The organism is Agrococcus sp. UYP10 (assembly GCF_040547205.1).
Classification (GTDB): domain Bacteria; phylum Actinomycetota; class Actinomycetes; order Actinomycetales; family Microbacteriaceae; genus Agrococcus; species Agrococcus jenensis.
Genome location: NZ_JBEPPG010000001.1, coordinates 2,896,912 through 2,917,245 on the forward strand (window position 1 = coordinate 2,896,912; position 20,334 = coordinate 2,917,245).

23 protein-coding genes and 1 rRNA gene are annotated in these 20,334 nt (G+C 72.9%); 4 read left to right on the forward strand and 20 right to left on the reverse strand.

The window, feature by feature from the left end; translation table 11 throughout:
• Positions 1-13 precede the first annotated feature (13 nt).
• The 4 genes from ABIB37_RS14230 to pdxY are packed head-to-tail and all read left to right on the forward strand — an operon-like array spanning position 14 to position 2,893.
• Positions 14-1,276: an MFS transporter gene (locus tag ABIB37_RS14230; protein ID WP_354261451.1), complete on the forward strand. Its 1,263-nt coding sequence runs from the start codon at positions 14-16 to the stop codon at positions 1,274-1,276.
• Positions 1,273-1,530, forward strand: a complete 258-nt coding sequence (locus ABIB37_RS14235) for an ATP-dependent Clp protease adaptor ClpS (RefSeq protein ID WP_354261453.1) — start codon at positions 1,273-1,275, stop codon at positions 1,528-1,530. Before ABIB37_RS14230 ends, ABIB37_RS14235 begins: the two co-directional genes overlap by 4 nt.
• On the forward strand, positions 1,527-2,045 hold the full coding sequence (locus tag ABIB37_RS14240; RefSeq protein ID WP_354261455.1) for a DUF2017 family protein: 519 nt from the start codon (positions 1,527-1,529) through the stop codon (positions 2,043-2,045). The genes ABIB37_RS14235 and ABIB37_RS14240 overlap by 4 nt, the downstream gene beginning before the upstream one ends.
• The gene (pdxY, locus tag ABIB37_RS14245) at positions 2,042-2,893 is read left to right on the forward strand and encodes a pyridoxal kinase PdxY (protein WP_354261457.1); all 852 of its coding nucleotides are present in this window, start codon (positions 2,042-2,044) and stop codon (positions 2,891-2,893) included. The genes ABIB37_RS14240 and pdxY overlap by 4 nt, the downstream gene beginning before the upstream one ends.
• Positions 2,894-2,900: 7 nt before the next feature.
• Here the strand turns inward: pdxY and der are convergent, their stop codons facing one another.
• The 20 genes from der to rrf all read right to left on the reverse strand — a co-directional run bounded on the left by der (position 2,901) and on the right by rrf (position 20,177).
• Positions 2,901-4,391 carry a ribosome biogenesis GTPase Der gene (der, locus tag ABIB37_RS14250; protein WP_354261459.1) on the reverse strand — a complete coding sequence of 497 codons (1,491 nt, stop codon included), beginning with the start codon at positions 4,389-4,391 and terminating at the stop codon, positions 2,901-2,903.
• Positions 4,384-5,067, reverse strand: a complete 684-nt coding sequence (cmk, locus tag ABIB37_RS14255; protein ID WP_354261461.1) for a (d)CMP kinase — start codon at positions 5,065-5,067, stop codon at positions 4,384-4,386. Before cmk ends, der begins: the two co-directional genes overlap by 8 nt.
• Complete coding sequence (locus ABIB37_RS14260; RefSeq protein ID WP_354261463.1) at positions 5,049-6,128, reverse strand: prephenate dehydrogenase; 1,080 nt, start codon at positions 6,126-6,128, stop codon at positions 5,049-5,051. The genes cmk and ABIB37_RS14260 overlap by 19 nt, the downstream gene beginning before the upstream one ends.
• 31 nt (positions 6,129-6,159) lie before the next feature.
• Entirely contained in the window at positions 6,160-6,912 is a 753-nt protein-coding gene (locus ABIB37_RS14265) for a pseudouridine synthase (protein WP_245989845.1), read from the reverse strand.
• Positions 6,909-7,508, reverse strand: coding sequence for an SMC-Scp complex subunit ScpB (gene scpB / locus ABIB37_RS14270; RefSeq protein ID WP_502914058.1), 600 nt, complete (start codon positions 7,506-7,508; stop codon positions 6,909-6,911). The genes ABIB37_RS14265 and scpB overlap by 4 nt, the downstream gene beginning before the upstream one ends.
• Entirely contained in the window at positions 7,495-8,319 is an 825-nt protein-coding gene (locus ABIB37_RS14275; RefSeq protein ID WP_354261467.1) for a segregation and condensation protein A, read from the reverse strand. The genes scpB and ABIB37_RS14275 overlap by 14 nt, the downstream gene beginning before the upstream one ends.
• The gene (locus tag ABIB37_RS14280; RefSeq protein ID WP_354261640.1) at positions 8,303-9,151 is read right to left on the reverse strand and encodes a ParA family protein; all 849 of its coding nucleotides are present in this window, start codon (positions 9,149-9,151) and stop codon (positions 8,303-8,305) included. Before ABIB37_RS14280 ends, ABIB37_RS14275 begins: the two co-directional genes overlap by 17 nt.
• A 106-nt stretch (positions 9,152-9,257) precedes the next feature.
• Positions 9,258-9,650 (reverse strand): VOC family protein, encoded by a 393-nt coding sequence (locus tag ABIB37_RS14285; RefSeq protein ID WP_354261469.1) that lies wholly within the window; start codon positions 9,648-9,650, stop codon positions 9,258-9,260.
• Between the two features lie 10 nt (positions 9,651-9,660).
• Positions 9,661-10,686 (reverse strand): 1-aminocyclopropane-1-carboxylate deaminase, encoded by a 1,026-nt coding sequence (locus ABIB37_RS14290; RefSeq protein WP_354261471.1) that lies wholly within the window; start codon positions 10,684-10,686, stop codon positions 9,661-9,663.
• Positions 10,687-10,694: 8 nt separating this feature from the next.
• Positions 10,695-11,399, reverse strand: coding sequence for a class I SAM-dependent methyltransferase (locus tag ABIB37_RS14295; RefSeq protein WP_354261473.1), 705 nt, complete (start codon positions 11,397-11,399; stop codon positions 10,695-10,697).
• A 9-nt stretch (positions 11,400-11,408) separates the two neighbouring features.
• Entirely contained in the window at positions 11,409-12,299 is an 891-nt protein-coding gene (locus tag ABIB37_RS14300) for a site-specific tyrosine recombinase XerD (RefSeq protein WP_354261475.1), read from the reverse strand.
• Positions 12,296-12,937: an NUDIX domain-containing protein gene (locus ABIB37_RS14305; RefSeq protein ID WP_354261477.1), complete on the reverse strand. Its 642-nt coding sequence runs from the start codon at positions 12,935-12,937 to the stop codon at positions 12,296-12,298. Before ABIB37_RS14305 ends, ABIB37_RS14300 begins: the two co-directional genes overlap by 4 nt.
• Positions 12,937-14,601, reverse strand: a complete 1,665-nt coding sequence (gene pyrG / locus ABIB37_RS14310) for a CTP synthase (protein WP_170165604.1) — start codon at positions 14,599-14,601, stop codon at positions 12,937-12,939. The genes ABIB37_RS14305 and pyrG overlap by 1 nt, the downstream gene beginning before the upstream one ends.
• A 50-nt stretch (positions 14,602-14,651) precedes the next feature.
• Positions 14,652-16,346 carry a DNA repair protein RecN gene (gene recN, locus ABIB37_RS14315; protein WP_354261479.1) on the reverse strand — a complete coding sequence of 565 codons (1,695 nt, stop codon included), beginning with the start codon at positions 16,344-16,346 and terminating at the stop codon, positions 14,652-14,654.
• Positions 16,343-17,245 (reverse strand): NAD kinase, encoded by a 903-nt coding sequence (locus ABIB37_RS14320; RefSeq protein ID WP_354261481.1) that lies wholly within the window; start codon positions 17,243-17,245, stop codon positions 16,343-16,345. Before ABIB37_RS14320 ends, recN begins: the two co-directional genes overlap by 4 nt.
• Positions 17,242-18,045 carry a TlyA family RNA methyltransferase gene (locus ABIB37_RS14325; RefSeq protein WP_354261483.1) on the reverse strand — a complete coding sequence of 268 codons (804 nt, stop codon included), beginning with the start codon at positions 18,043-18,045 and terminating at the stop codon, positions 17,242-17,244. The genes ABIB37_RS14320 and ABIB37_RS14325 overlap by 4 nt, the downstream gene beginning before the upstream one ends.
• Positions 18,038-18,178 carry a hypothetical protein gene (locus tag ABIB37_RS14330; RefSeq protein ID WP_170165603.1) on the reverse strand — a complete coding sequence of 47 codons (141 nt, stop codon included), beginning with the start codon at positions 18,176-18,178 and terminating at the stop codon, positions 18,038-18,040. The genes ABIB37_RS14325 and ABIB37_RS14330 overlap by 8 nt, the downstream gene beginning before the upstream one ends.
• Positions 18,175-19,155 (reverse strand): Rossmann-fold NAD(P)-binding domain-containing protein, encoded by a 981-nt coding sequence (locus tag ABIB37_RS14335; protein ID WP_354261485.1) that lies wholly within the window; start codon positions 19,153-19,155, stop codon positions 18,175-18,177. The genes ABIB37_RS14330 and ABIB37_RS14335 overlap by 4 nt, the downstream gene beginning before the upstream one ends.
• A 2-nt stretch (positions 19,156-19,157) precedes the next feature.
• Positions 19,158-19,958, reverse strand: coding sequence for an MBL fold metallo-hydrolase (locus tag ABIB37_RS14340; RefSeq protein ID WP_354261487.1), 801 nt, complete (start codon positions 19,956-19,958; stop codon positions 19,158-19,160).
• 102 nt (positions 19,959-20,060) lie between these two features.
• A 5S ribosomal RNA gene (rrf, locus tag ABIB37_RS14345) occupies positions 20,061-20,177 on the reverse strand.
• Positions 20,178-20,334: the final 157 nt, after the last annotated feature.

Here is a 20,334-nt window from a genome sequence, read left to right on the forward strand (position 1 = left end):
TACGATCGAGGGAATGCAGCTCACTCCCCCTCGACGCCTCGCCGCGCTCTTCACCCTCGCGCTCGGCGGATTCGGCATCGGCACCACCGAGTTCGCGACCATGGGCATCCTCCCGCTCGTCGCGGCCGACCTCGTGCCGGGCTTCGGCGCCGATCCGGCGGCCGGCATCGCCCACGCGGGCTGGATCATCACCGCCTACGCGCTCGGCGTCGTCGTGGGCGCCCCGCTCGTCTCGATCTGGGCGGCGCGGATGTCGCAGCGCACCCTCGTGCTGCTGCTCGTGGCCGCGTTCGCGGTCGCCAACCTCGCGAGCGGGCTCATGCCGAGCTTCGAGCTCACGCTCGTCAGCCGCTTCCTCGCCGCGATCCCGCACGGCGCCTACTTCGGCGTCGCCTCGCTGCTCGCGGCGCGCATCATGGGGCCCGGCAGGCAGGGCGCCGGCGTCGCGCTCGCGCTCTCGGGCCTCACGATCGCCAACGTGATCGGCGTGCCACTCGGCACCTGGCTCGGCCAGGTCGCCGGCTGGCGCTGGACCTACGTCGCCGTCGCGGTCATCTTCGCCGCCACCCTCGCCCTCGCGCTCGCCTTCCTGCCGCGCGTCCCGGGCGACCCGACGCGCAGCGCGCGCCGCGAGCTCACGGCCTTCCGCAACCCACGGCTGTGGCTCATGATCGCCGTCGCGTGCATCGGCTTCGGCGGCTTCTTCGCCGTCTACTCCTACGCGGCCGAGATCGTCACGCGCGTGGCGCTGCTCCCGGAGTCGGCGATCGCCTGGCTGCTCGCGACCGTCGGCCTCGGCATGACGATCGGCAACATCATCGGCGGCTGGGCGAGCGACAAGAGCATCCGCCGCACGATCATGATCGCGTTCCCCCTCTTCATCGTCACGCTCGTGCTGCTCGCGCTGCTCGGCACGATGCCGGTCGCGCTCTACGTGCTCGCGTTCTGCTTCGGCGGGTCGAGCTCCGCGCTCATCCCGACCATCCAGGCCCGCATCATCCGCACGGCGGGCGAGGCCGAGCTGCTCGGGGCCGCGACGAACCACGCGGCCTTCAACGTGGGCAACGCGCTCGGCGCGGCGCTCGGCGGCGCGGTCATCGCGGCGGGCTTCGGCTACCTCGCGCCCGCGTGGCTCGGCGTCGTCCTCGCCGCCATCGGCTTCGGGCTCGCGCTCTGGAGCCTGCGCGTCGACCGGGGCCCCGACACCGCCGCGCACTCGATCGTCGCCACCGTCCTCGGGCCCACGACCGCGGGCATCGAGGTGATCGACCGATGAGCGACGAGGAGCAGCGCAGCGACACCTGGTCGACCGTGCTGTGGGACGACGAGGTCACGCTGCAGCCCTACGTCGTCCACGTGCTGATGCACCGCTTCGGCCTCGCCCGCGAGCGCGCGCTCGAGCTCATGGAGCTCGCGCAGCGCGAGGGCCGAGCCGTCGTCGCGCACGGCTCCCGCGAGGAGCAGGAGATGCACGTCGCCGGCCTCCACGGCGACGGGCTGCTCGCGACGCTCGAGCGGGCCGCCTCGTGAAGTCCTGGCAGGCCGACGGCGACGGCGCCGCGTGCTCGATGCTCGCGGAGGAGGCCGACATGCTCGCGACGCTCGGCCGCCAGGTGCTCGGGCTGCACCGCGCCGTCATCGACCGCACGGCCGTCGAGTCCGACCCCGTGATGGCCCGGCTCTACCCCGACGCCTACGAGGATGCCGCCGATGCGGCCGAGTTCCGCCGGTTCGCCTCCGGCGACATCGCCTACGCGCGCATGCAGTCGATGACCCGCATGGTCGTCGACCTCGAGTCGGCGCTGCCGACCGAGGAGGGCGGCGACGTCGTGCGCATCGAGGTCGACCCGGAGGGCGCGGATGCGTGGCTGCGAGCCCTCGGCGAGGTCCGGCTCGTGCTCCACGTGCGCACCGGGCAGGACAGGGCAGAGCTGCCCGACGACGTCACCGACGACGACATCGCGCAGCTGCGCGACGTGATCGACTGGGTGGGCTTCGTCCAGGGGACGCTGCTCGAGGCGCTGGATGGGAGGATGCAGGGATGAGGTTCCTGTCGATCCAGTCGCACGTCGCCTACGGCCACGTCGGCAACTCCGCCGCCGTCTTCCCGCTCCAGCGCATCGGCCACGAGGTGTGGCCCGTGCTCACCGTCAACTTCTCCAACCACACGGGCTACGGCTCGTGGGGCGGCCCGCTCATCCCGGCCGACGACGTGCGCGCCGTCGTGCAGGGCATCGAGGACCGCGGCGTGCTCGGCACCGTCGACGGCGTGCTCTCGGGCTACCTCGGCGGCGAGGAGATCGTCGACGTCGTCATCGACGCGGTCGCGCGGGTGAAGGCCGCGAACCCCTCGGCGACCTACACGTGCGACCCGGTGATGGGCAACGCGACCTCAGGCTGCTTCGTCGCGCCGACGATCCCGCCGCTCATCCGCGAGAAGGCGCTCCCGCACGCCGACATCCTCACGCCGAACCAGTTCGAGCTCGGCTTCATGACCGAGACGTCGCCCGACACCATCGACTCGACGCTCGAGTCGGCCGACCGCGTGCGCGACCTCGGACCCCGCACCGTGCTCGTGACGAGCGTGCTGCGACCCGACCGCGAGGACGACACGATCGAGATGCTCGCCGTCGACGACGAGGGCGCCTGGATCCTGCAGACCCCCCGCCTGCCGTTCAAGGCGAACGGCTCGGGCGACGTGACGAGCGCCGTCTTCACCGCGCACTACCGCGAGACAGGCTCGGCCGCGACGGCGCTCGAGCGCACCGCGTCGAGCGTCTTCGACCTGCTGCAGACGACGCTCGACTCGGGCGAGCGCGAGCTGCGCCTCGTGCAAGCGCAGGACGCGTTCGCGCACCCGCGGATGCAGTTCAGCGCGCGGCAGGTGCGCTAGCTCCACGCTACGTGCGGCGCTCCCGCTTCTCGCGCACGCGCATGTTCACCTGGATCGGGGAGCCCTCGAAGCCGTAGTCCTCGCGCAGGCGACGCGTGATGAAGCGGCGGTACTGCGGGTCGAGGAAGCCGGTGGTGAAGAGCACGAAGGTCGGCGGCCGGGTCGACGCCTGCGTCGCGAAGAGGATGCGCGGCTGCTTGCCGCCGCGCAGCGGGTGCGGGTGGGCGGCGACGATCTCGGCGATGAAGGCGTTGAGCTTGCCCGTCGGGATGCGCGTGTCCCACGACTCGAGCGCCTGCTCGAGCGCGGGCACGAGCTTCTCGAGGTGGCGGCCGGTGCGCGCCGAGATGTTGACGCGCGGCGCCCAGTCGACGTGCGCGAGGTCCTGCTCGATCTCGCGCTCGAGGTAGCGCCGTCGCTCGTCGTCGAGCTGGTCCCACTTGTTGAACGCGAGCACGAGCGCACGGCCCGACTCGAGCACGAGGTCGACGATGCGCACGTCCTGCTCCGAGAGCGGCTCCGTGACGTCGAGCATCACGACGGCGACCTCGGCCTTCTCGAGCGCGGCCTGCGTGCGCAGGGTCGCGTAGAAGTCGGCGCCCTGCTGCAGGTGCACCCGTCGGCGGATGCCTGCCGTGTCGACGAAGCGCCACACCCGGCCGCCGAGCTCGATCTGCTCGTCGACGGGGTCGCGCGTCGTACCCGCCATCTCGTTGACGACGACGCGCTCCTCGCCGGCCGCCTTGTTGAGGAGGCTCGACTTGCCGACGTTCGGGCGTCCGAGGATGGCGACGCGGCGGGGTCCGCCGATCTCCTCCTTCGCGACCGCCGAGATCTCGGGCAGCTTCTCCATGGCCAGGTCGAGCATGTCGGCGACGCCGCGGCCGTGCACGGCCGAGACCGGGATCGGCTCGCCGAGGCCGAGGCTCCACAGCGACGAGGCCTCGAGGTCCTTGCGCGAGTCGTCCGACTTGTTGGCGACGAGCAGCACGGGCCGGTTCGACTGCCGCAGCATCCGCACGACGTGCTCGTCGGTCGAGGTCGGGCCGACGTTGACGTCGACGACGAAGAGCACCGCGTCGGCGAGGTCGACGGCGATCTCGGCCTGCTGCGCCACCGACTTGTCGATGCCGCGCGCGTCGGGCTCCCAGCCGCCCGTGTCGACGAGCGTGAACTGGCGACCGGACCACTCCGCCTTGTAGGAGACGCGGTCGCGCGTGACGCCCGGCGTGTCCTCGACGACGGCCTCGCGGCGGCCCAGGATGCGGTTCACGAGCGCGGACTTGCCCACGTTCGGGCGGCCGACGATCGCGAGCACCGGCAGCGCCGGCATGATGCGGATCGCGTCGGGGCCCGCGTCGGCCAGGTCGAGGAGGGCGGCGTCCTCGTCGTCGAGCTCGTAGTCGGCGAGGCCGGCGCGCAGCGCGGAGACGCGTGCCTCCTCGGTCTCAGCGGCGTCGATGGCGTCGTCGGACGCGAAGTCGTTCTCGTCAGTCATGGCTCTCCTCGGTCACGAGGCGCACGATGGCCTCGACCGTCTCGTCGAAGGTCAGGTCGGTGGAGTCGACGACGGTCACGCCGTCGGCTGCGGTCATGAAGTCGGACACCGTCGAGTCGGCGGCATCGCGGGCGGTCAGCCTGGCGCCGACCTGCTGGTGGTCGCCGCCCACGTCGCCGAATCGGCGGCGGATGCGCACGGCCTCGTCGGCGGTGAGCAGCACCCGCACGTCGGCGTCGGGCGCGACGACGGTGGTGATGTCGCGGCCCTCCGCGACGATGCCGGGCTCGGCGTCACGGATGATCGCGCGGAAGCGCTCGTTGACGGCAGCACGCACCGCCTGCACGCGGGCCACGCCAGAGACGGCGGCGGAGATGCGCTCCGTGCGGATCGGCTCGGTCACGTCGTGGCCCGCGATCGTGACGCGCTGGCCCGCCGCATCGACGGTGACGTCGACGTCGAGCCCCTCGAGGGCCGCGATGACGGTCGGCTCGTCGTCGGTCGAGCCGCCGCGCTCGAGCACGAGCCAGGCGATCGCCCGGTAGGCGGCGCCGGTGTCGAGGAAGCGGAAGCCGAGCTCGCGCGCGACCGCGCGCGCGACCGACGACTTGCCGCTGCCCGCGGGCCCGTCGATCGCGACGACCGTGCTCGAGCGGCTCATGCGACGACCTGCCATCCGAGCGCCTCGAGCGCGTCGTGCAGGTGCACGACGGCCTCCGGCAGCACCGTGATCTCGGCGACGCCGAACTGGGCGCCCTCCGCGTGGTCCATCCGCACGTCCTCCAGGTTCACGCCCGCGTCGCCGATGTCGACGAGCAGCCGCGCGAGCTGGCCCGGGCGGTCGTCGACGCGCACCTGCACGCGCGTGAAGCGCGTGTGGGTGCCGTGCTTGCCGGGCAGCCGCGCGACGCCCTCGTTGCCCGCCCGCAGCGCATCCGCGACGGCCTTGCGGCTGCCGGCCGCGTCGACGTCGTCGAGCGCGTCGACGAGCGTCGCGAGGTCGACCTGCAGCGCGCGCAGCTGCTCGACGACCGCGGGCGCGTTCGCGCCGAGGATCTGGATCCACAGCGCCGGGTCGCTCGCCGCGACGCGCGTGACGTCGCGGACGCCGCCGCCCGCGAGCCGGAGGGCCTCGTCGGGCGCGTCGGCGAGGCGTGCTGCCATCAGGGACGACACGAGCTGCGGCACGTGGCTGACGATCGCGACCGAGCGGTCGTGCTCGTCGGGGCTCGACTCGATCGGCACCGCGCCGAGGTCGAGGATGAGATCGTCGACGAGGCTGCCGCGCTCGTAGGAGATGGCGTCGTGACCGGCGATCACCCACGGCCGCCCGACGAACAGGTCGCCCGAGCCGGCGAGCGCGCCGGAGCGCTCGCGTCCGGCCATCGGATGCGTGCCGAGGTAGCGGCTGATGTCGGCGCCGAGCTCGCGCAGCTGCGCGAGCGGCACGGCCTTGACCGACGCGACATCGGTGACGACAGCGTCTGGGAAGGCCGCGAGCTCCGCCGCGACGACCTGCGCGGTGACGTCCGGCGGCACAGCCACGACGATGAGCTCCGGGCGATCGCCCTGCTCGGCGAGGCGGCCGGCGCCGTAGTCGGCGGCGAGCCGCATCGCGGTCGGGCTCGCGTCGGCGAGCTGCACCTCGACGCCGCGCGCGGCGAGGCCCAGGCCGATCGACGTGCCGAGCAGCCCGGTGCCGACGATGCGCACAGGGCCGCGCAGGCGGTGGGTCACGAGTGCTCCTCGCAGGCGGTGGGGTGGGGGGTCAGCGCTGCGACCTCGAGATCGTGAGGATGGCGCCGCGTTCCATGGTAGTGAGTTCCCGCACCTGCCCCGACCGCAGCGTGCCGAGGTGCAGCGGGCCGAAGCTGCGCCGCACGAGCTCGACCACCGGGTGGCCGACGTGGTCGAGCATCCGGCGCACGATGCGGTTGCGGCCCGAGTGGAGCGTCAGCTCGACCATCGAGTGCCCGCGCGACGGCGTGCCGACGAGCCGCGCCGCGTCGGCGTGGATCTCGCCGTCGTCGAGCTCGAAGCCGTCGAGCAACCGGCGGATGACCCGCTGATCGACCGTGCCGCGCACCTTCGCGACGTAGGTCTTCTCGACGCCGAACGAGGGATGCGCGAGCACGTGCGCGAGCTCGCCGTCGTTCGTGAGCAGCAGCAGCCCGGAGGTGTCGGTGTCGAGCCTGCCGACGTTGTAGACGCGCTCCTCGATGGGGTCGGTGAACTCGCGCAGGTCCGGCCGCCCCTGCTCGTCGGCCATGGTCGAGACGACCCCGGTCGGCTTGTTGAGCATGAGGTAGCGCTTCGTCGCGTCGAGCTGGATGGCCGTGCCGTCGACGAGCACCTGCGCGTCGGGGCGGATGCGGCTGCCGAGCTCGGTCACGACCGCCCCGTCGACCGAGATGCGGCCGGCGACGATCATGTCCTCGACGACGCGGCGGCTCGCGACGCCCGCGGCGGCGAGCACCTTCTGCAGGCGCTCGCCCTCGGCGCTCGGATCGGTGGGGGTCACAGGCTCAGCTCCTCTTCGCCGTCGGGCAGCAGCGGCGAGATCGGCGGCAGCTCGTCGAGCGAGTTGAGGCCGAGCTGCGTCAGCAGCAGCTCGCTGGTCTCGTAGTGGATCGCGCCCGTCTCGGCGTCGGCGAACGCCTCGCGGATGAGGCCGCGGCCGAGCAGGGTGCGCACGACCGAGTCGACGTTGACGGCGCGGATGGCCGCGACGGCACCGCGGGTGATGGGCTGCTTGTAGGCGATCACGGCGAGCGTCTCGAGCGCCGCCTGCGACAGTCGGGTGGGCTGCTGCGTGAGCACGAAGTCGGCCGCGTCGATGTCGTAGGCGGCGCGCACGTACACGCGCCAGCCGCCGCCGACCTCGCGCAGCTCGAAGCCGCGCTCCGGCCCCTCGCCGCGCCCGTCGTAGTCGGCGCGGAGCGCCTCGATCGCGGCCTTGACGTCCTGCACCGGCGCGCGCAGCGCGGTCGCGAGGTGCACGGCGCCCTGCGGCTCGTCGGCGACCATGAGGATCGCCTCGATGCGACGCTCGAGCGGCAGGTGCGACCGGTCGGCGACCACCTCGTCGGTCGCCGCATCCGTCTCATGCATGGTCATAGTCTGCCCCCAGCGCGACGAGGTCCTCGTCGCGGAAGTCGTGCCCGGTCCAGCTGATCGAGAGCTCGCCGAGCGGCTCGAGCTGCTCGAAGGTGACGGCGGCGTGGCGGTAGAGCTCGAGCACGGCGAGGAAGCGCGCGACGATGACGCCGCGCGTGGCCTCGCCGGCGATGAGCTCGCGGAAGGTGGTCGTGCCCGACTGCCGCAGCCGCGCCACGATGTGCGCGGCCTGCTCGCGGATCGACACGAGCGGCGCGTGCAGGTGCGCGAGGCCGACCGTCGGCAGCTCCTTCGGCGTGAGCGCGAGCAGCGCGAGGGCCGCGAACTCGTCGGCCGAGAGCGTCCACTTGAGCTCCGGCGTGCGCTGCCGGAACCGCTCCTCGAGCCGCACGGAGCGCGCGTGGCGGTTCGACTCCTCGCCGATGCGCTCCGACATCCACAGCGCCGCCTGCTTGAACGCGCGGTACTGCAGCAGCCGCGCGAACAGCAGGTCGCGCGCCTCGAGCAGGGCGACGTCCTCGCTGTCGACGACGTCACCGGCGGGCAGCAGCGAGGCGATCTTCAGGTCGAGCAGGGTCGCGGCGACGACGATGAACTCGCTCGCCTGCTCGAGCTCCTCGTGCGTGTCGAGCGTGCGCACGTAGGCGATGAACTCGTTCGTCACGCGGCCGAGCGAGATCTCGGTCACGTCCATCGACCGGTTGCCGATGAGCGTCAGCAGCAGGTCGAACGGACCGTCGAAGTTGTCGAGCGCGAGGCGGAAGCCGCGAGCCTCTTCCTCAGGCTCGACCTCGTCAGGCGATCGCGCCACGGGCGATCAGCTCGCGCGCGAGCTGGCGGTGCGCCTCGGCGGCCGCGTGCTCGGGCGCGAACTGGGTGACGGGCTGGCCTGCGACGGATGCGTCCGGGAACTTCACCGTGCGGCGGATGACGGTCTCGAGCACGATGTCGCCGAACGCCCCCACCACGCGATCCATGACCTCGCGCGCGTGCAGCGTGCGGGCGTCGTACATCGTGACGAGGATGCCGTCGAGCTGCAGCGCGGGGTTCAGGCGATCCTGCACCTTGTCGATCGTCTCCTTGAGGAGCGCGACGCCGCGGAGCGCGAAGAACTCGCTCTCGAGCGGGATGAGCACGCCGTGCGCGGCCGTGAGCGCGTTCACCGTCAGCAGGCCGAGCGAGGGCTGGCAGTCGATGAGGATGAGGTCGTAGTCGTCGGCGACCCGGCGCAGCACGCGCGCGAGGATCTGCTCGCGCGCGACCTCGTTGACGAGGTGCACCTCCGCGGCCGAGAGGTCGATGTTCGCGGGGATGACGTCGAGGCCCTCGACGCTCGTGCGCTGGATGGCGTCCTTGGGGTCGAGGCGCGGGTTCAGCAGCAGGTCGTAGATCGTCGTCGCGTCGTGGTTGTCGACGCCGAGGCCCGCGCTCAGCGCGCCCTGCGGGTCGAAGTCGATGGCCAGCACGCGGCGGCCGTACTCGGCGACGGCGGCGCCCAGGTTGATGCTCGTCGTCGTCTTGCCGACGCCGCCCTTCTGGTTGCACATCGTCACGATGCGCGCGGGGCCGTGGCTGCGCAGCGGCTTCGGCTCCGGGAAGTCGCGCATCGGGCGCCCGGTCGGCCCGAGCGCGGGCGCCTCCATGCCGGCCAGGGTCTCGTTGCGCGTGCTCACGCATCCGAGTCTAGGAACGCCCGGCCGCTTCGCCGCGCAGGCCGTCGCGGCGTGTATCTCAACCTCTGGTTGAGCCTCAGGCCCCCGCGAGGGAGGCGTAGAGGTCGACGCCGTAGCCGTCGGGATCGGCGACGGTCGCGTATCGCTGCCCCCAGGGCGCGTCCCACGGCTCGCGGATCAAGCGGTGGCCGAGCGCCGCGAGCCGGGCGACGACCTCGTCGACCTCCGCGGGGCTGTCGCAGCGCGCCGCGAGCGTGTGGCTCTGGCCCGGCTCACGCTCGTAGTCCGGCACGAACGAGCGGATCATCGCCTCGGTGTCCCACATGAGCCGCAGTCCGCCGGGGAGCGTCGCCTCCGCGTGCGGCGCGCGGTCGGCATCGGCAGGGATGTCGAGGCCGAGCTCGCGGTAGAACGCGAGCGTCGCGGGCAGGTCGACCGCGACCATGCCGACGGCGTCGAAGGTGATCATGCGAGCCTCCTCAGCTCCACGGGAAGACGCCGGAGTAGGCGTTGAGCGCCGGCTGCCCACCGAGGTGGGCGTACAGCACCGTCGAGTCGCGCGGGATGTCGCCGGAGCGCACGAGGTCGATGAGGCCCGCCATCGACTTGCCCTCGTACACGGGGTCGATGATCATCGCCTCGGTGCGGCCGGAGGTGAGGATCGCGTCGAGTGTCGAGGCGACGGGGATGCCGTACAGGTCGCCCGCCCACCCCTCGAGCACCGTGATCTCGTCATCGCGCAGCTCGCGCTCGAGCCCGATCAGCGCGGCGGTGTGCCGGGCGATGCGCGCGACCTGGTCGCGGGTCTTCTCGATGGTCGCGGATGCGTCGATGCCGATCACGCGCCGCGGCCGACCGCCCGCGTCCTCGAGCGCCGCGAAGCCCGCGATCATCCCCGCGTGCGTCGAGCCGGTGACGGTGCAGACCACGATCGTGTCGAAGAAGACGCCGAGCGCGCGCTCCTGCTCGGCCACCTCGTACGCCCAGCTCGCGAAGCCGAGGCCGCCGAGCGGATGCTCGCTCGCGCCCGCCGGGATGCCGTACGGCGTGCCGCCCGACTCCTCCACCTCGCGCAGCGCCTCCTCCCAGGAGTCGCGGATGCCGATGTCGAAGCCGGCCGGGTCGAGCCGGCTGTCGGCGCCCATGATGCGCGAGAGCAGCAGGTTGCCGACCGTGTCGTTCACCGGGTCGTCCCACTCGACCCACCGCTCCTGCACGAGCCTGCACTTGAGGCCGAGCTTCGCGGCCACCGCCGCGACCTGGCGCGTGTGGTTCGACTGGACGCCGCCGATGGAGACGAGCGTGTCGGCGCCCGAGGCGAGCACGTCCGGCACGATGTACTCGAGCTTGCGGGTCTTGTTGCCGCCGAACGCGAGCCCCGAGCTCACGTCCTCGCGCTTCGCCCAGATGGCGGCGCCACCCAGGTGCTTCGTGAGGTTCTCGAGCGGATGCACCGGGCTCGGCCCGAAGGTCAGCGGATAGCGGTCGAAGTCCGTGATGGCCATGGCCGATGCTAGTCCCGCTCGAGCACGAAGAAGAGGAAGCACAGGAACGCGGAGCGCTCTCCGCTCGCGATGCGCGGCGGCATGAGCTCCCGCGGCGTCAGCGGTGACGGCGGCGGCTCCTCGATCGAGGCGATCGAGAATCCCGACCGGGTGAAGGCTGCGGTCATCGCCCGCAGTGGCCGATGCCACATCGTCAGCACCGAGGGCTCGCCGTCGAAGTCGAAGTCGTCGGAGTACCGCCGCGTCGCGAAGTAGTCCTCGTGCGGATGCGAGAGGAGGCGCACCGTGGGGTGGTTGAGCGAAAGGATGAGGCGTCCGCCGGGGCGCAGCACCCGGCGCAGCTCGGCGAGCGGCGCGTCCCAGTCCTCGAGGTAGTGGAGCACGAGCGAGGCGATCACGTCGTCGAACGCGCCGTCCGGGAACGGCAGCGGCTCGGCGAGGTCGCCGACGTGGAGCGGCACGTCGTCGCCGAGCCGTGCTCGCGCGAGGGCGACCATCGCCGGGCTGGCGTCGATCCCCGTCACCACCGCCCCTCGCTCGCGCAGTGCGAGGGTCAACGGTCCCGAGCCGCACCCGGCGTCGAGGATCGCGCGACCCGCCACGTCGCCCGCGAGGCCGAGCATCGTGGGACGCTCGTAGTGGGCGTTCAGCAGGCTGCCGGCGTTCTCGGCGTCGTAGCGCTCGGCGAAGGCGTCGTAGTCGGAGGCGTCCATCGACGCACGCTATCGGGCGCGCGGGTGCGCGGTCGTGTACATGTCGCGCAGCGTGTCCGCGGTGACGTGCGTGTAGATCTGCGTCGTCGCGACGGAGGCGTGCCCGAGCAGCTCCTGCACGGCGCGCACGTCGGCGCCGCCCTCGAGCAGGTGCGTCGCGAACGAGTGCCGGAAGGTGTGCGGCGAGACGTGCGGCACCTCCGCCTCCTCGGCGACGCGCTGGATGACCTCCCAGGCCGCCTGCCTGCTGAGGCGGCCGCCGCGGGCGCCGAGCAGCAGCGCGGGCGTGCCGCGCCCGTTCGCCGCGAGCGCCGCCCTCCCCCGCACGAGCCACGCATCCGTGGCGGCGCGCGCGAACGAGCCGACCGGCACGAGGCGCTGCTTGCCGCCCTTGCCGGTGACCTTCACGAGCGACTCGCCGATGTCGTCGACGTCGAGGGCGATGAGCTCCGAGATGCGGGCGCCGGTCGCGTAGAGCAGCTCGAGCAGCGCGCGGTCGCGGAGCGAGGCGGGGTCGTCGCCGACCACCGCGTCGAGCAGCCGCTGCATCTGCGACACCGAGATCGCCTTCGGCAGCCGGGACGGCAGCTTGGGCGGGCGTTGGCCCTTCGCGACGTCGTCGGCGGCGACGCGCTCGTCGACGAGCCAGCGGTGCAGCGCCTTCACGGCCGACAGGTGCCGCGCCACCGACGATGCGGCGAGGCCGCGGTCGGCGAGGGACGAGCGGAAGGCGGCGACGTCATCGGCAGAGATCGCCGACGCATCCGTCACGCCGCGCGCCTCGAGCACCTCGAGGTAGCCTGTGAGGTCGCGCCGGTAGGCGGCGATCGTGTGCTTCGACAGGCCGCGCTCGATCGCCAGCTGCCGCAGCAGCCGCTCGACGGCCTGCTGGGGGCTCACCGGTGCAGCGGATGCCAGTCGAACGGCACGTCGACGGGGTGTGCATGGACGCGGTGCGCCTCGAGCCGGTGCGCCGTGCCGCCAGCCGTGCGCATCGCCGCGAGCGCGAGCGCCGCCGACAGCAGGGTCGCGTTGTGGATCCGCATCGCGAGCGCCGCCTCGACGATCTCGTCGAGCGGCACCCACCGCCGCTCCATCTCGGCCTCCTCGTGGAAGCGGTCGAAGGCGTCGGGCAGCTCGCGCACGTCGGTCGCGAGGTAGACGCGGATGATCTCGGTCGAGCCGCCGCCGCTCGTCGAGACGTCGAGCAGCGTCTGCCAGCCGTCGGCCGCGAGGTCGGTCTCCTCGGCGAGCTCGCGCTTCGCGGCGTCGAGCGGGTCCTCGCCCTCCACGTCGAGGAGCCCTGCCGGCAGCTCCCACAGCGTGCCGCCGGCGGGATGCCGGTACTGGTGCACGAGCATGAGTTCGTCGCGCTCGTTGACCGCCGCGATCGCGACGGCACCGGGGTGCACGACGACCTCGCGCCGGATGCGGGTGCCGCCGAGCTCGAACTCCTGCGCCTCGACGTCCCACACCCGGCCGTCGAACAGCCGCTCGCGCGCGAGCACGGGCTGCGCGCCGAGCGCGTCGGCGAGCATCAGTCGGTCGCCGCGTCGGTCTCGTCGGTCTCGTCGAACAGCTTCGACGCGCGCTGGCGGTCGAGCGCCGCCGCGACGAGGCCGCGGAAGAGCGGATGCGCGCGGTTCGGCCTGCTGCGCAGCTCCGGGTGCGCCTGCGTGGCGATGTAGAACGGGTGGCCGGGCAGCTCGACGTACTCGACGAGCGTGCCGTCGGGCGACAGCCCGCTGAACGCGAGGCCGGCGGCGCCGATCTCCTCGCGGTAGGCGTTGTTCACCTCGTAGCGGTGGCGGTGGCGCTCGTGCGAGACCTCCTCGCCGTACAGGCGCGCGGCGAGCGATCCTTCGGCGAGCTTCGCCTCGTAGAGGCCGAGGCGCATCGTGCCGCCCAGGTCGCCGCCGTGGATGTGCTGCTCCTGCTCCGCCATCGTCGCGATGACCGGCGCGGGCGTGGCCTCGTCGAACTCGGTCGACGACGCGCCCTCGATGCCGGCGAGGTTGCGCGCCGCCTCGATGACCATGCACTGCAGGCCGAGGCAGATGCCGAGCGTGGGGATCTCGTTCTCGCGCGTGAACTTGAGCGCGCCGAGCTTGCCCTCGATGCCGCGGATGCCGAAGCCGCCGGGGATGATGATGCCGTCGAGGTCGCCGAGCGCGGCCGCAGCGCCCTCGGGCGTCTCGCAGTCGTCCGAGCGCACCCAGCGCACGTTGACCTTCGACTGGTTCGCGAATCCGCCGGCCTTGACCGCCTCCGTCACCGACAGGTAGGCGTCCGGCAGGTCGATGTACTTGCCGACCAGGCCGATCGTGACCTCGTGCTTGGGCTGGTGCACGTTGTCGAGCACGGGCTGCCAGCGCGACCAGTCGATGTCGCCGGCCGTGAGGCCGAGCTGCTGGATGATGTAGGTGTCGAGGCCCTGCTCGGTGAGCATGGTGGGGATGTCGTAGATCGAGGGCTTGTCGATCGCGTTGACGACCGCCTCCTCCTCGACGTCGCACATGAGCGCGATCTTCTTGCGGTTCGAGTCCGAGACCGGGCGGTCGCTGCGCAGCACGAGCGCGTCGGGCTGGATGCCGATCGAGCGGAGCGTCGCGACCGAGTGCTGCGTCGGCTTCGTCTTCTGCTCGCCGGACGCGCCGAGGAACGGCACGAGCGAGACGTGCACGAAGAAGACGTTGCCGCGGCCGAGCTCGTGACGGATCTGGCGGGCCGACTCGATGAACGGCTGCGACTCGATGTCGCCGACCGTGCCGCCGATCTCGGTGATGATGACGTCGGGCTGCGGGTCGCCCTCCGACTGCAGGCGCATGCGGCGCTTGATCTCGTCGGAGATGTGCGGGATGACCTGCACGGTGTCGCCGAGGTACTCGCCCCGGCGCTCGCGCTCGATGACGCGCGAGTAGATCTGGCCGGTGGTGACGTTGGCCGCCTGCGACAGGTTCACGTCGAGGAAGCGCTCGTAGTGGCCGATGTCGAGGTCGGTCTCGGCGCCGTCGTCGGTGACGAAGACCTCGCCGTGCTGGAACGGGTTCATCGTGCCGGGATCGACGTTGAGGTACGGATCCAGCTTCTGCATCACGACGTGCAGGCCGCGGGCGGTGAGGAGGTTGCCGAGCGATGCGGCGGTGAGCCCCTTGCCGAGCGACGAGACGACACCACCCGTGACGAAGATCTGCTTGGTCACCTTGGGTCTGGCGGCGGTCCCGTTTGCACTTTGGTTCACGGGCTTCGAGCCTATCCCACGACGGTGCTGTGAGCCAGCAGCTCGCGGGCGTGGGCGAGGGCCGTGTCGGATGCGCTGCCCGACAGCATGCGGGCGAGCTCGGCCAGGCGCTCGTCGCCCTCCACCAGCGCGACCTGCGACGCGGTGATGCGGCCGTCGGTGCCCTTCACGACCCGCACGTGGCTCTCGGCGAAGGCGGCGACCTGCGCGAGGTGCGTGACGACGATCACCTGGCAGTGCTGCGCGAGCCGCGCGAGCCGGCGGCCGATCTCGGTCGCGGCAGCGCCGCCGACGCCGGCGTCGACCTCGTCGAAGACCATGGTGGGCACGCTCTCGTCGGCGAGCGCGACCTCGATCGCGAGCATGATGCGGCTGAGCTCGCCGCCGGACGCGCCCTTCTGCACCGGGCGCGGGTCGGCGCCAGGATGCGGGGCGAGCAGCATCGTGACGCGGTCGCGGCCGTGCGCGCCGAGGTCGGGCAGCTGCTCGACCTCGACGACGAGCCGCGCGTCGGGCATCGCGAGCGCGCGCAGCTCCGCGCCGACCGCCTGCTCGAGGTGGCGGGCGGCGTCGTGCCGCATCGCGCTCATCCGGTCGGCGACCGCGGTCGCGGCCGCGAGGTGGGCCGCCTCCTCGGCGTCGAGCCGCGCGAGCTCCGCGTCGTCGCCCTCGAGCTCCACGAGCCGGAGCGCCGCGGCGGGTGCAGCGTCGAGCGCCTCGTCGAGCGGCCTGCCGATGCGCCGCTCGAGCGCCGTCAGCGTCGCGCGCCGCTCCTGCACCTCGTCGAGGCTGCGCTCGGGGCGCTCGAGGTCGTCGAGCGCGCGGACGATCGCCGACGACGCCTCCTGCAGCAGCGCATCCGCCTGCACGAGCAGGTCGAGCGCGTCGGCGAGGGAGCCGTCGTCGCCGGCCGCGCGCTCGACGAGGCGCCGCGCGTGCCCTGCGAGCGTCACCGCGTCCGGCTCGTCCTCGTCGTTCGCGAGCGCGGCCCGGGCCTCGGCGAGCTGCAGCCGCAGCCCCTCCGCGTGCTCGAGCCGGTGCGCGAGCGCTGCGAGCGCGTCCTGCTCCCCTGGCTGCGGGTCGACGGCCTCGAGGTCCTCGAGCTCGACCCGGATCGCGTCGGCCTCGGCCGCGCGCGCGTCGTGCTCGGCGCGGATGCGCGTTGCCGCGTCGCGCGCGTCGGCCCAGGCCGCGTGCTCCGCCCGGTACTCGGCGAGCAGCGCGCGGAGCGGCTCACCTGCCCCGCGGTCGAGCGCATCCGCCTGCGCCTCCGCGGAGCGCAGCCGCTGCTGGTCGGACTGGCCGTGCACCGCGACGAGCCGGTCGGCGAGCTCGCGGAGGAGCCCTGCGGGCACCGCGGCACCGCCGGCCTGCGCTCGGGATCTGCCGGCACCATCGCCCGTGCGGGTGAGTGCTCGGCCGAGGATGAGCTCGCCCTCGTCGACGCTGCCGCCCGCATCCTCGACGAGCGCGACCGCGTCCGCGTCGTCGACGATCCAGACGCCCTGCACCGCCGCGCGCTCCTCGCCCGCGCGGATGACGCCCGCGTCGGCGCGCTCGCCGCGCAGCAGCGCGAGCGCCTGCACGAGCATCGTCTTGCCCGCGCCCGTCTCGCCGGTGATCGCGGTGAAGCCCGCGCCAACCGGCACGCGCGCCTCGTCGATCACGCCCAGCGAGCGGATCGTCAGCTCGTCGAGGCGGGTCACGGTCGCGGCCGCCGGAAGCCTTCGACGGGCAGGTGGAACTTGGCGACGAGACGGTCGGCGAACGGTGCCCGAGAGAGGCGCGCGAGGCGCAGCGGACGCGCGTCGCGGGTCGCCTCGATGCGCGAGCCCTGCGGGAGCGGGAACGAGCGGCGCGAGTCGCACCACAGCATCGCCGCACTCGTGGAGTCCTCCGCGATCGTCACCGCGAGCGTCGACGTGGGCGCGACGACGAGCGGCCGGGTGAAGAGGGCGTGCGCACCGAGCGGCACGAGCAGCAGCACCTCGGCGGTCGGCCAGATGATCGGGCCGCCAGCCGAGAACGAGTAGGCGGTCGAGCCCGTCGGGGTCGCGAGCAGCACGGCGTCGGTGCCGAACGACGAGATGGGGCGCCCGTCGATCTCGAGCAGCGTCGAGATCATGCGGCCGGCGCCGACCTTCTCGATCGCCGCCTCGTTGACCGCCCAGGTCTCGTGCACGAGCTCGCCGTCGTCGAACACGCGCACGCGCAGCGTCAGCCGCTGCTCGACCTCGTAGTCGCGCAGCAGCGCGCGCTCGACCACCTCGGCGGTCTCGGCGACCTCCGCCTCCGCGAGGAAGCCGACGTGGCCGAGGTTGATGCCCAGCAGCGGCGCACCGATCTCGCGCTGCAGCTCGGCTGCGCGCAGGATGGTGCCGTCCCCGCCGAGGGTCATGATGAGCTCGACCTCGTGCTCGTCGCCCGGGTGGTGCGGCTCGACCGCGTCGAGGCCGTCGCGGCTGGCGAGCAGCACGGCGCGGTCCTCGCCGAGCACGACCGGGATGACGCCCGCCTGCAGCAGGCGGGCGGCGATGGACGCGGCCGTCGCGACGGCTTCCTCCCGTCCGGGGTGGAACGCGAGCAGGAACCTGCGGTCGCTCACCGTGCCTCCCTCGACAGTCGTGCGGATGCGTCCAGCCATTCTGTCGGATTCGCCCCGCCCGTCGCCGTGAGGTGCGCGAGGTACTCGAGGTTGCCGCGCGCCCCGACGATCGGGCTGCCGATGAGGCCGGCGGTGCCGAGCCCCGCATCCCACGCCGACCACAGCACCTGCTCGATCGCCTGCGCGCGCAGCCCCGGATCGGTGACGATGCCCTCGCGCACGCCCGTCCTGCCCACCTCGAACTGCGGCTTGATGAGCACGATCCAGTCGGCGTCGGGCGCTGCGACGCCGCGGAGCGGCGGGATGGCGAGGCCGAGGGAGATGAACGAGAGGTCGGCGGTGACGATCGTCGGCGGCGGCGCGATGGCGCCGGGCTGCAGGTCGCGCACGTTCATGCCCTCGATGAGCGTGATGGGATGCGCCGCGACGTCGAGCTGGAACTGGTCGTGCCCGACGTCGAGCGCCGTGACGTGCTCGGCGCCCCGCGCGAGCAGCACCTGGGTGAAGCCGCCCGTCGAGGCCCCGGCGTCGAGGGCGCGACGTCCGGCCGGATCGACGGCGAACGCGTCGAGCGCGGCGAGCAGCTTGTGCGCCGCGCGCGAGACCCAGGCATCGCCGCCGGAGACGACGACGTCCGCATCGGCCGCGACCCTGTGGCTCGGCTTCAGGACCGTCCGGCCGTCGACCGCGACGAGCCCCTCGGCGATGCGCTGCTGCGCCTGCGTGCGGCTGCGCACGAGGCCGCGCTCGACGAGCGCCTGGTCGAGCCGGACGGCGCCGGCACCGGGCTCGTCAGCCACGCACCGCGCCGAGCTCGGCCTGCAGCCGGTCGTGGATGCGGGCGAGCTGGTCGGCGCGCTCCTCGAGCGGCTGCTGCTCGAGCAGGTCGAGCTCGTCGACGAGTCCGTCGACCGCGCTGTCGTGGTCGGTCATGCCTCCGAGGCTAGCGAATCGATCGCGGCGAGCTCGTCGGCGCGCGAGAGCCGCGTCGGGGTGTCGCGACCCGGGCCGAGGGCTCGCTCGTCGACGAGCGCCGCCTCGAGCGTCGCCCGCAGCGCGCGGTGCGTCCCGCCCGCCGCGCGGTAGCGGGCGCTCGAGCGCTGGGCGTGCGAGGCGATCGCCGCGGGCAGCGTGAGCGGCAGCGCGCGCGGCCCCGCCCAGTGCCCGATGTCGAGCGCGGCCAGTGCGTCGTCCGAGGCGAGCACGAGCTCGCCCGAGTGGCCCGTGAGCTCCCTGGCCGTCGCGATGAGCCGGTGCAGCGTCATCTCGGCGCCGACCGCGTTCACGACGTCGCTGCGCTCGGGTGCGCGTTCCACCAGGAACGCGGCGAGGTCGCGCACGTCGATCGTCTGCGTCGGCTGATCCCGGGCAGGCACGAGCACCGGTCCGGTGCCGGCGAGCGCGAGCCTGCCGACCCAGTACCCGAAGCGCCCGCTCGGGTCGCCTGGCCCGCCGATGAGCCCCGGCCGGACGATGGCGAGCCGCTCGCCGAGCCGTGCGCGGGCGGCGCGCTCGATCCAGGCCTTCGCCCCGGCGTAGTCGTCGCCGGAGGCGTCCTCGGGCACGAGGTCGTCGTCCTCGTCGGCGCCGACGGGCGCACCCTCCACGCGCTGCGCCGAGACCGACGAGACGAACGTCCAGTGCCGCGCCCGGTCGCCGAGCTCGTCGAGCGCGCCGGCTGCGTGCGCGGGCACGCTCGTGACGTCGATGACCTCGTCCCACTCCCCCTCGAGCGCGTCGTAGGCGCCGTCGCGGTCGCGGTCGCCCACCACGAGGTGGGCGCCGTCGGCGACCGGTCCGCCGGTCCCGCGCGCGAGGCACACGACCTCGGCGCCCTTGGCGACGTGGCCCGACGCGACGAGCGCACCGAGCCAGCGCGTGCCGCCCAGCACGAGCACGCGCCGAGTCATCGTCAATCGACGCCCGCCGCCCGCGCAGCCGCGACCGCACCGCCGATCCCCTCGAGCCACGCGTCACCGTGGCCGGGGAGCACCGCCTTCGCTCTCGTCCCCTCCAGCACGTCGAGCGATGCGAGCGCGAGCTCCGGATCGTTCGTGGCCGCCGCCGCGACGACGCGCGGACCTGTCTTGGCCGTGTAGGGGTCGAGGGTGACCAGGGCGTCGCCCACGATGACCGCATCGCGGTCGGGCAGGTGCAGGGCGACGTGCCCGTCGGTGTGCCCGGGCGTCGCGAGCACGCGCGGCGCGCCGGGCACGTCGAGCGTCGTGCCGTGCTCGAGCGCGGTGTGCTCGCGGATGCCTTGGACGCCCAGCGCCCCCACGTTCACCATCGCGGTGAGGATCGGCAGTGCAGCGGGGAACCGAAGCGGATAGAGCAGCCTCGGCCGCGCGGGCCGGTAGCTGTAGGGATGCGCCGCGATCGGCGCGTCCGCTGGGTGGAGCCAGATGGGCACGCCCGCGTCCCGGAGCCCGGCGGCCATCCCGAGGTGGTCGAAGTGCGCGTGCGTCAGCACGAGGGCTCGCACATCCGCGGGGCTGCGGCCGATCGCCGCGAGCGCCCGCCCGAGGTGCCGATGGCTGGAGGGGAAGAGCGCGTCGACGAGGGTGATCGCACCGCCGTCGTCGATGAGGTACGCGTTCGTCGAGGCGTGCTGCAGCATGTGCACGCCCGGCGCGATGTCGAGGCGGAGCACCGCGCGCTGCCGGCGCTGCACCGCACCGAGCGGTCGTTCCGAGGGAGTGGTCGTGCTCATGGCCCCATCCCACTCCAGCGGACTGGGAACCGCCAGAGCGCTCCCCGGAAGCGGGCATGAAAAAAGGGGCCCCAGATAATCTGGGGCCCCTTTCCAAGGTAAGTCCGGCGGTGTCCTACTCTCCCACAGGGTCCCCCCTGCAGTACCATCGGCGCTGAGAGCCTTAGCTTCCGGGTTCGGAATGTGACCGGGCGTTTCCCTCTCGCTATGGCCGCCGAAACACTATCGATGTTTCAGTCTGCACAGCTCTCCACACGGCGTCCAGAGGACACGGGTGGAGGGCTGCAGTTCCCGACCGTCTATCGGGAACCACAAAGTGGACGCGAGCAGCAAGCTCATGTAGGTGTTATCAAATTATCGGCTTATTAGTACCGGT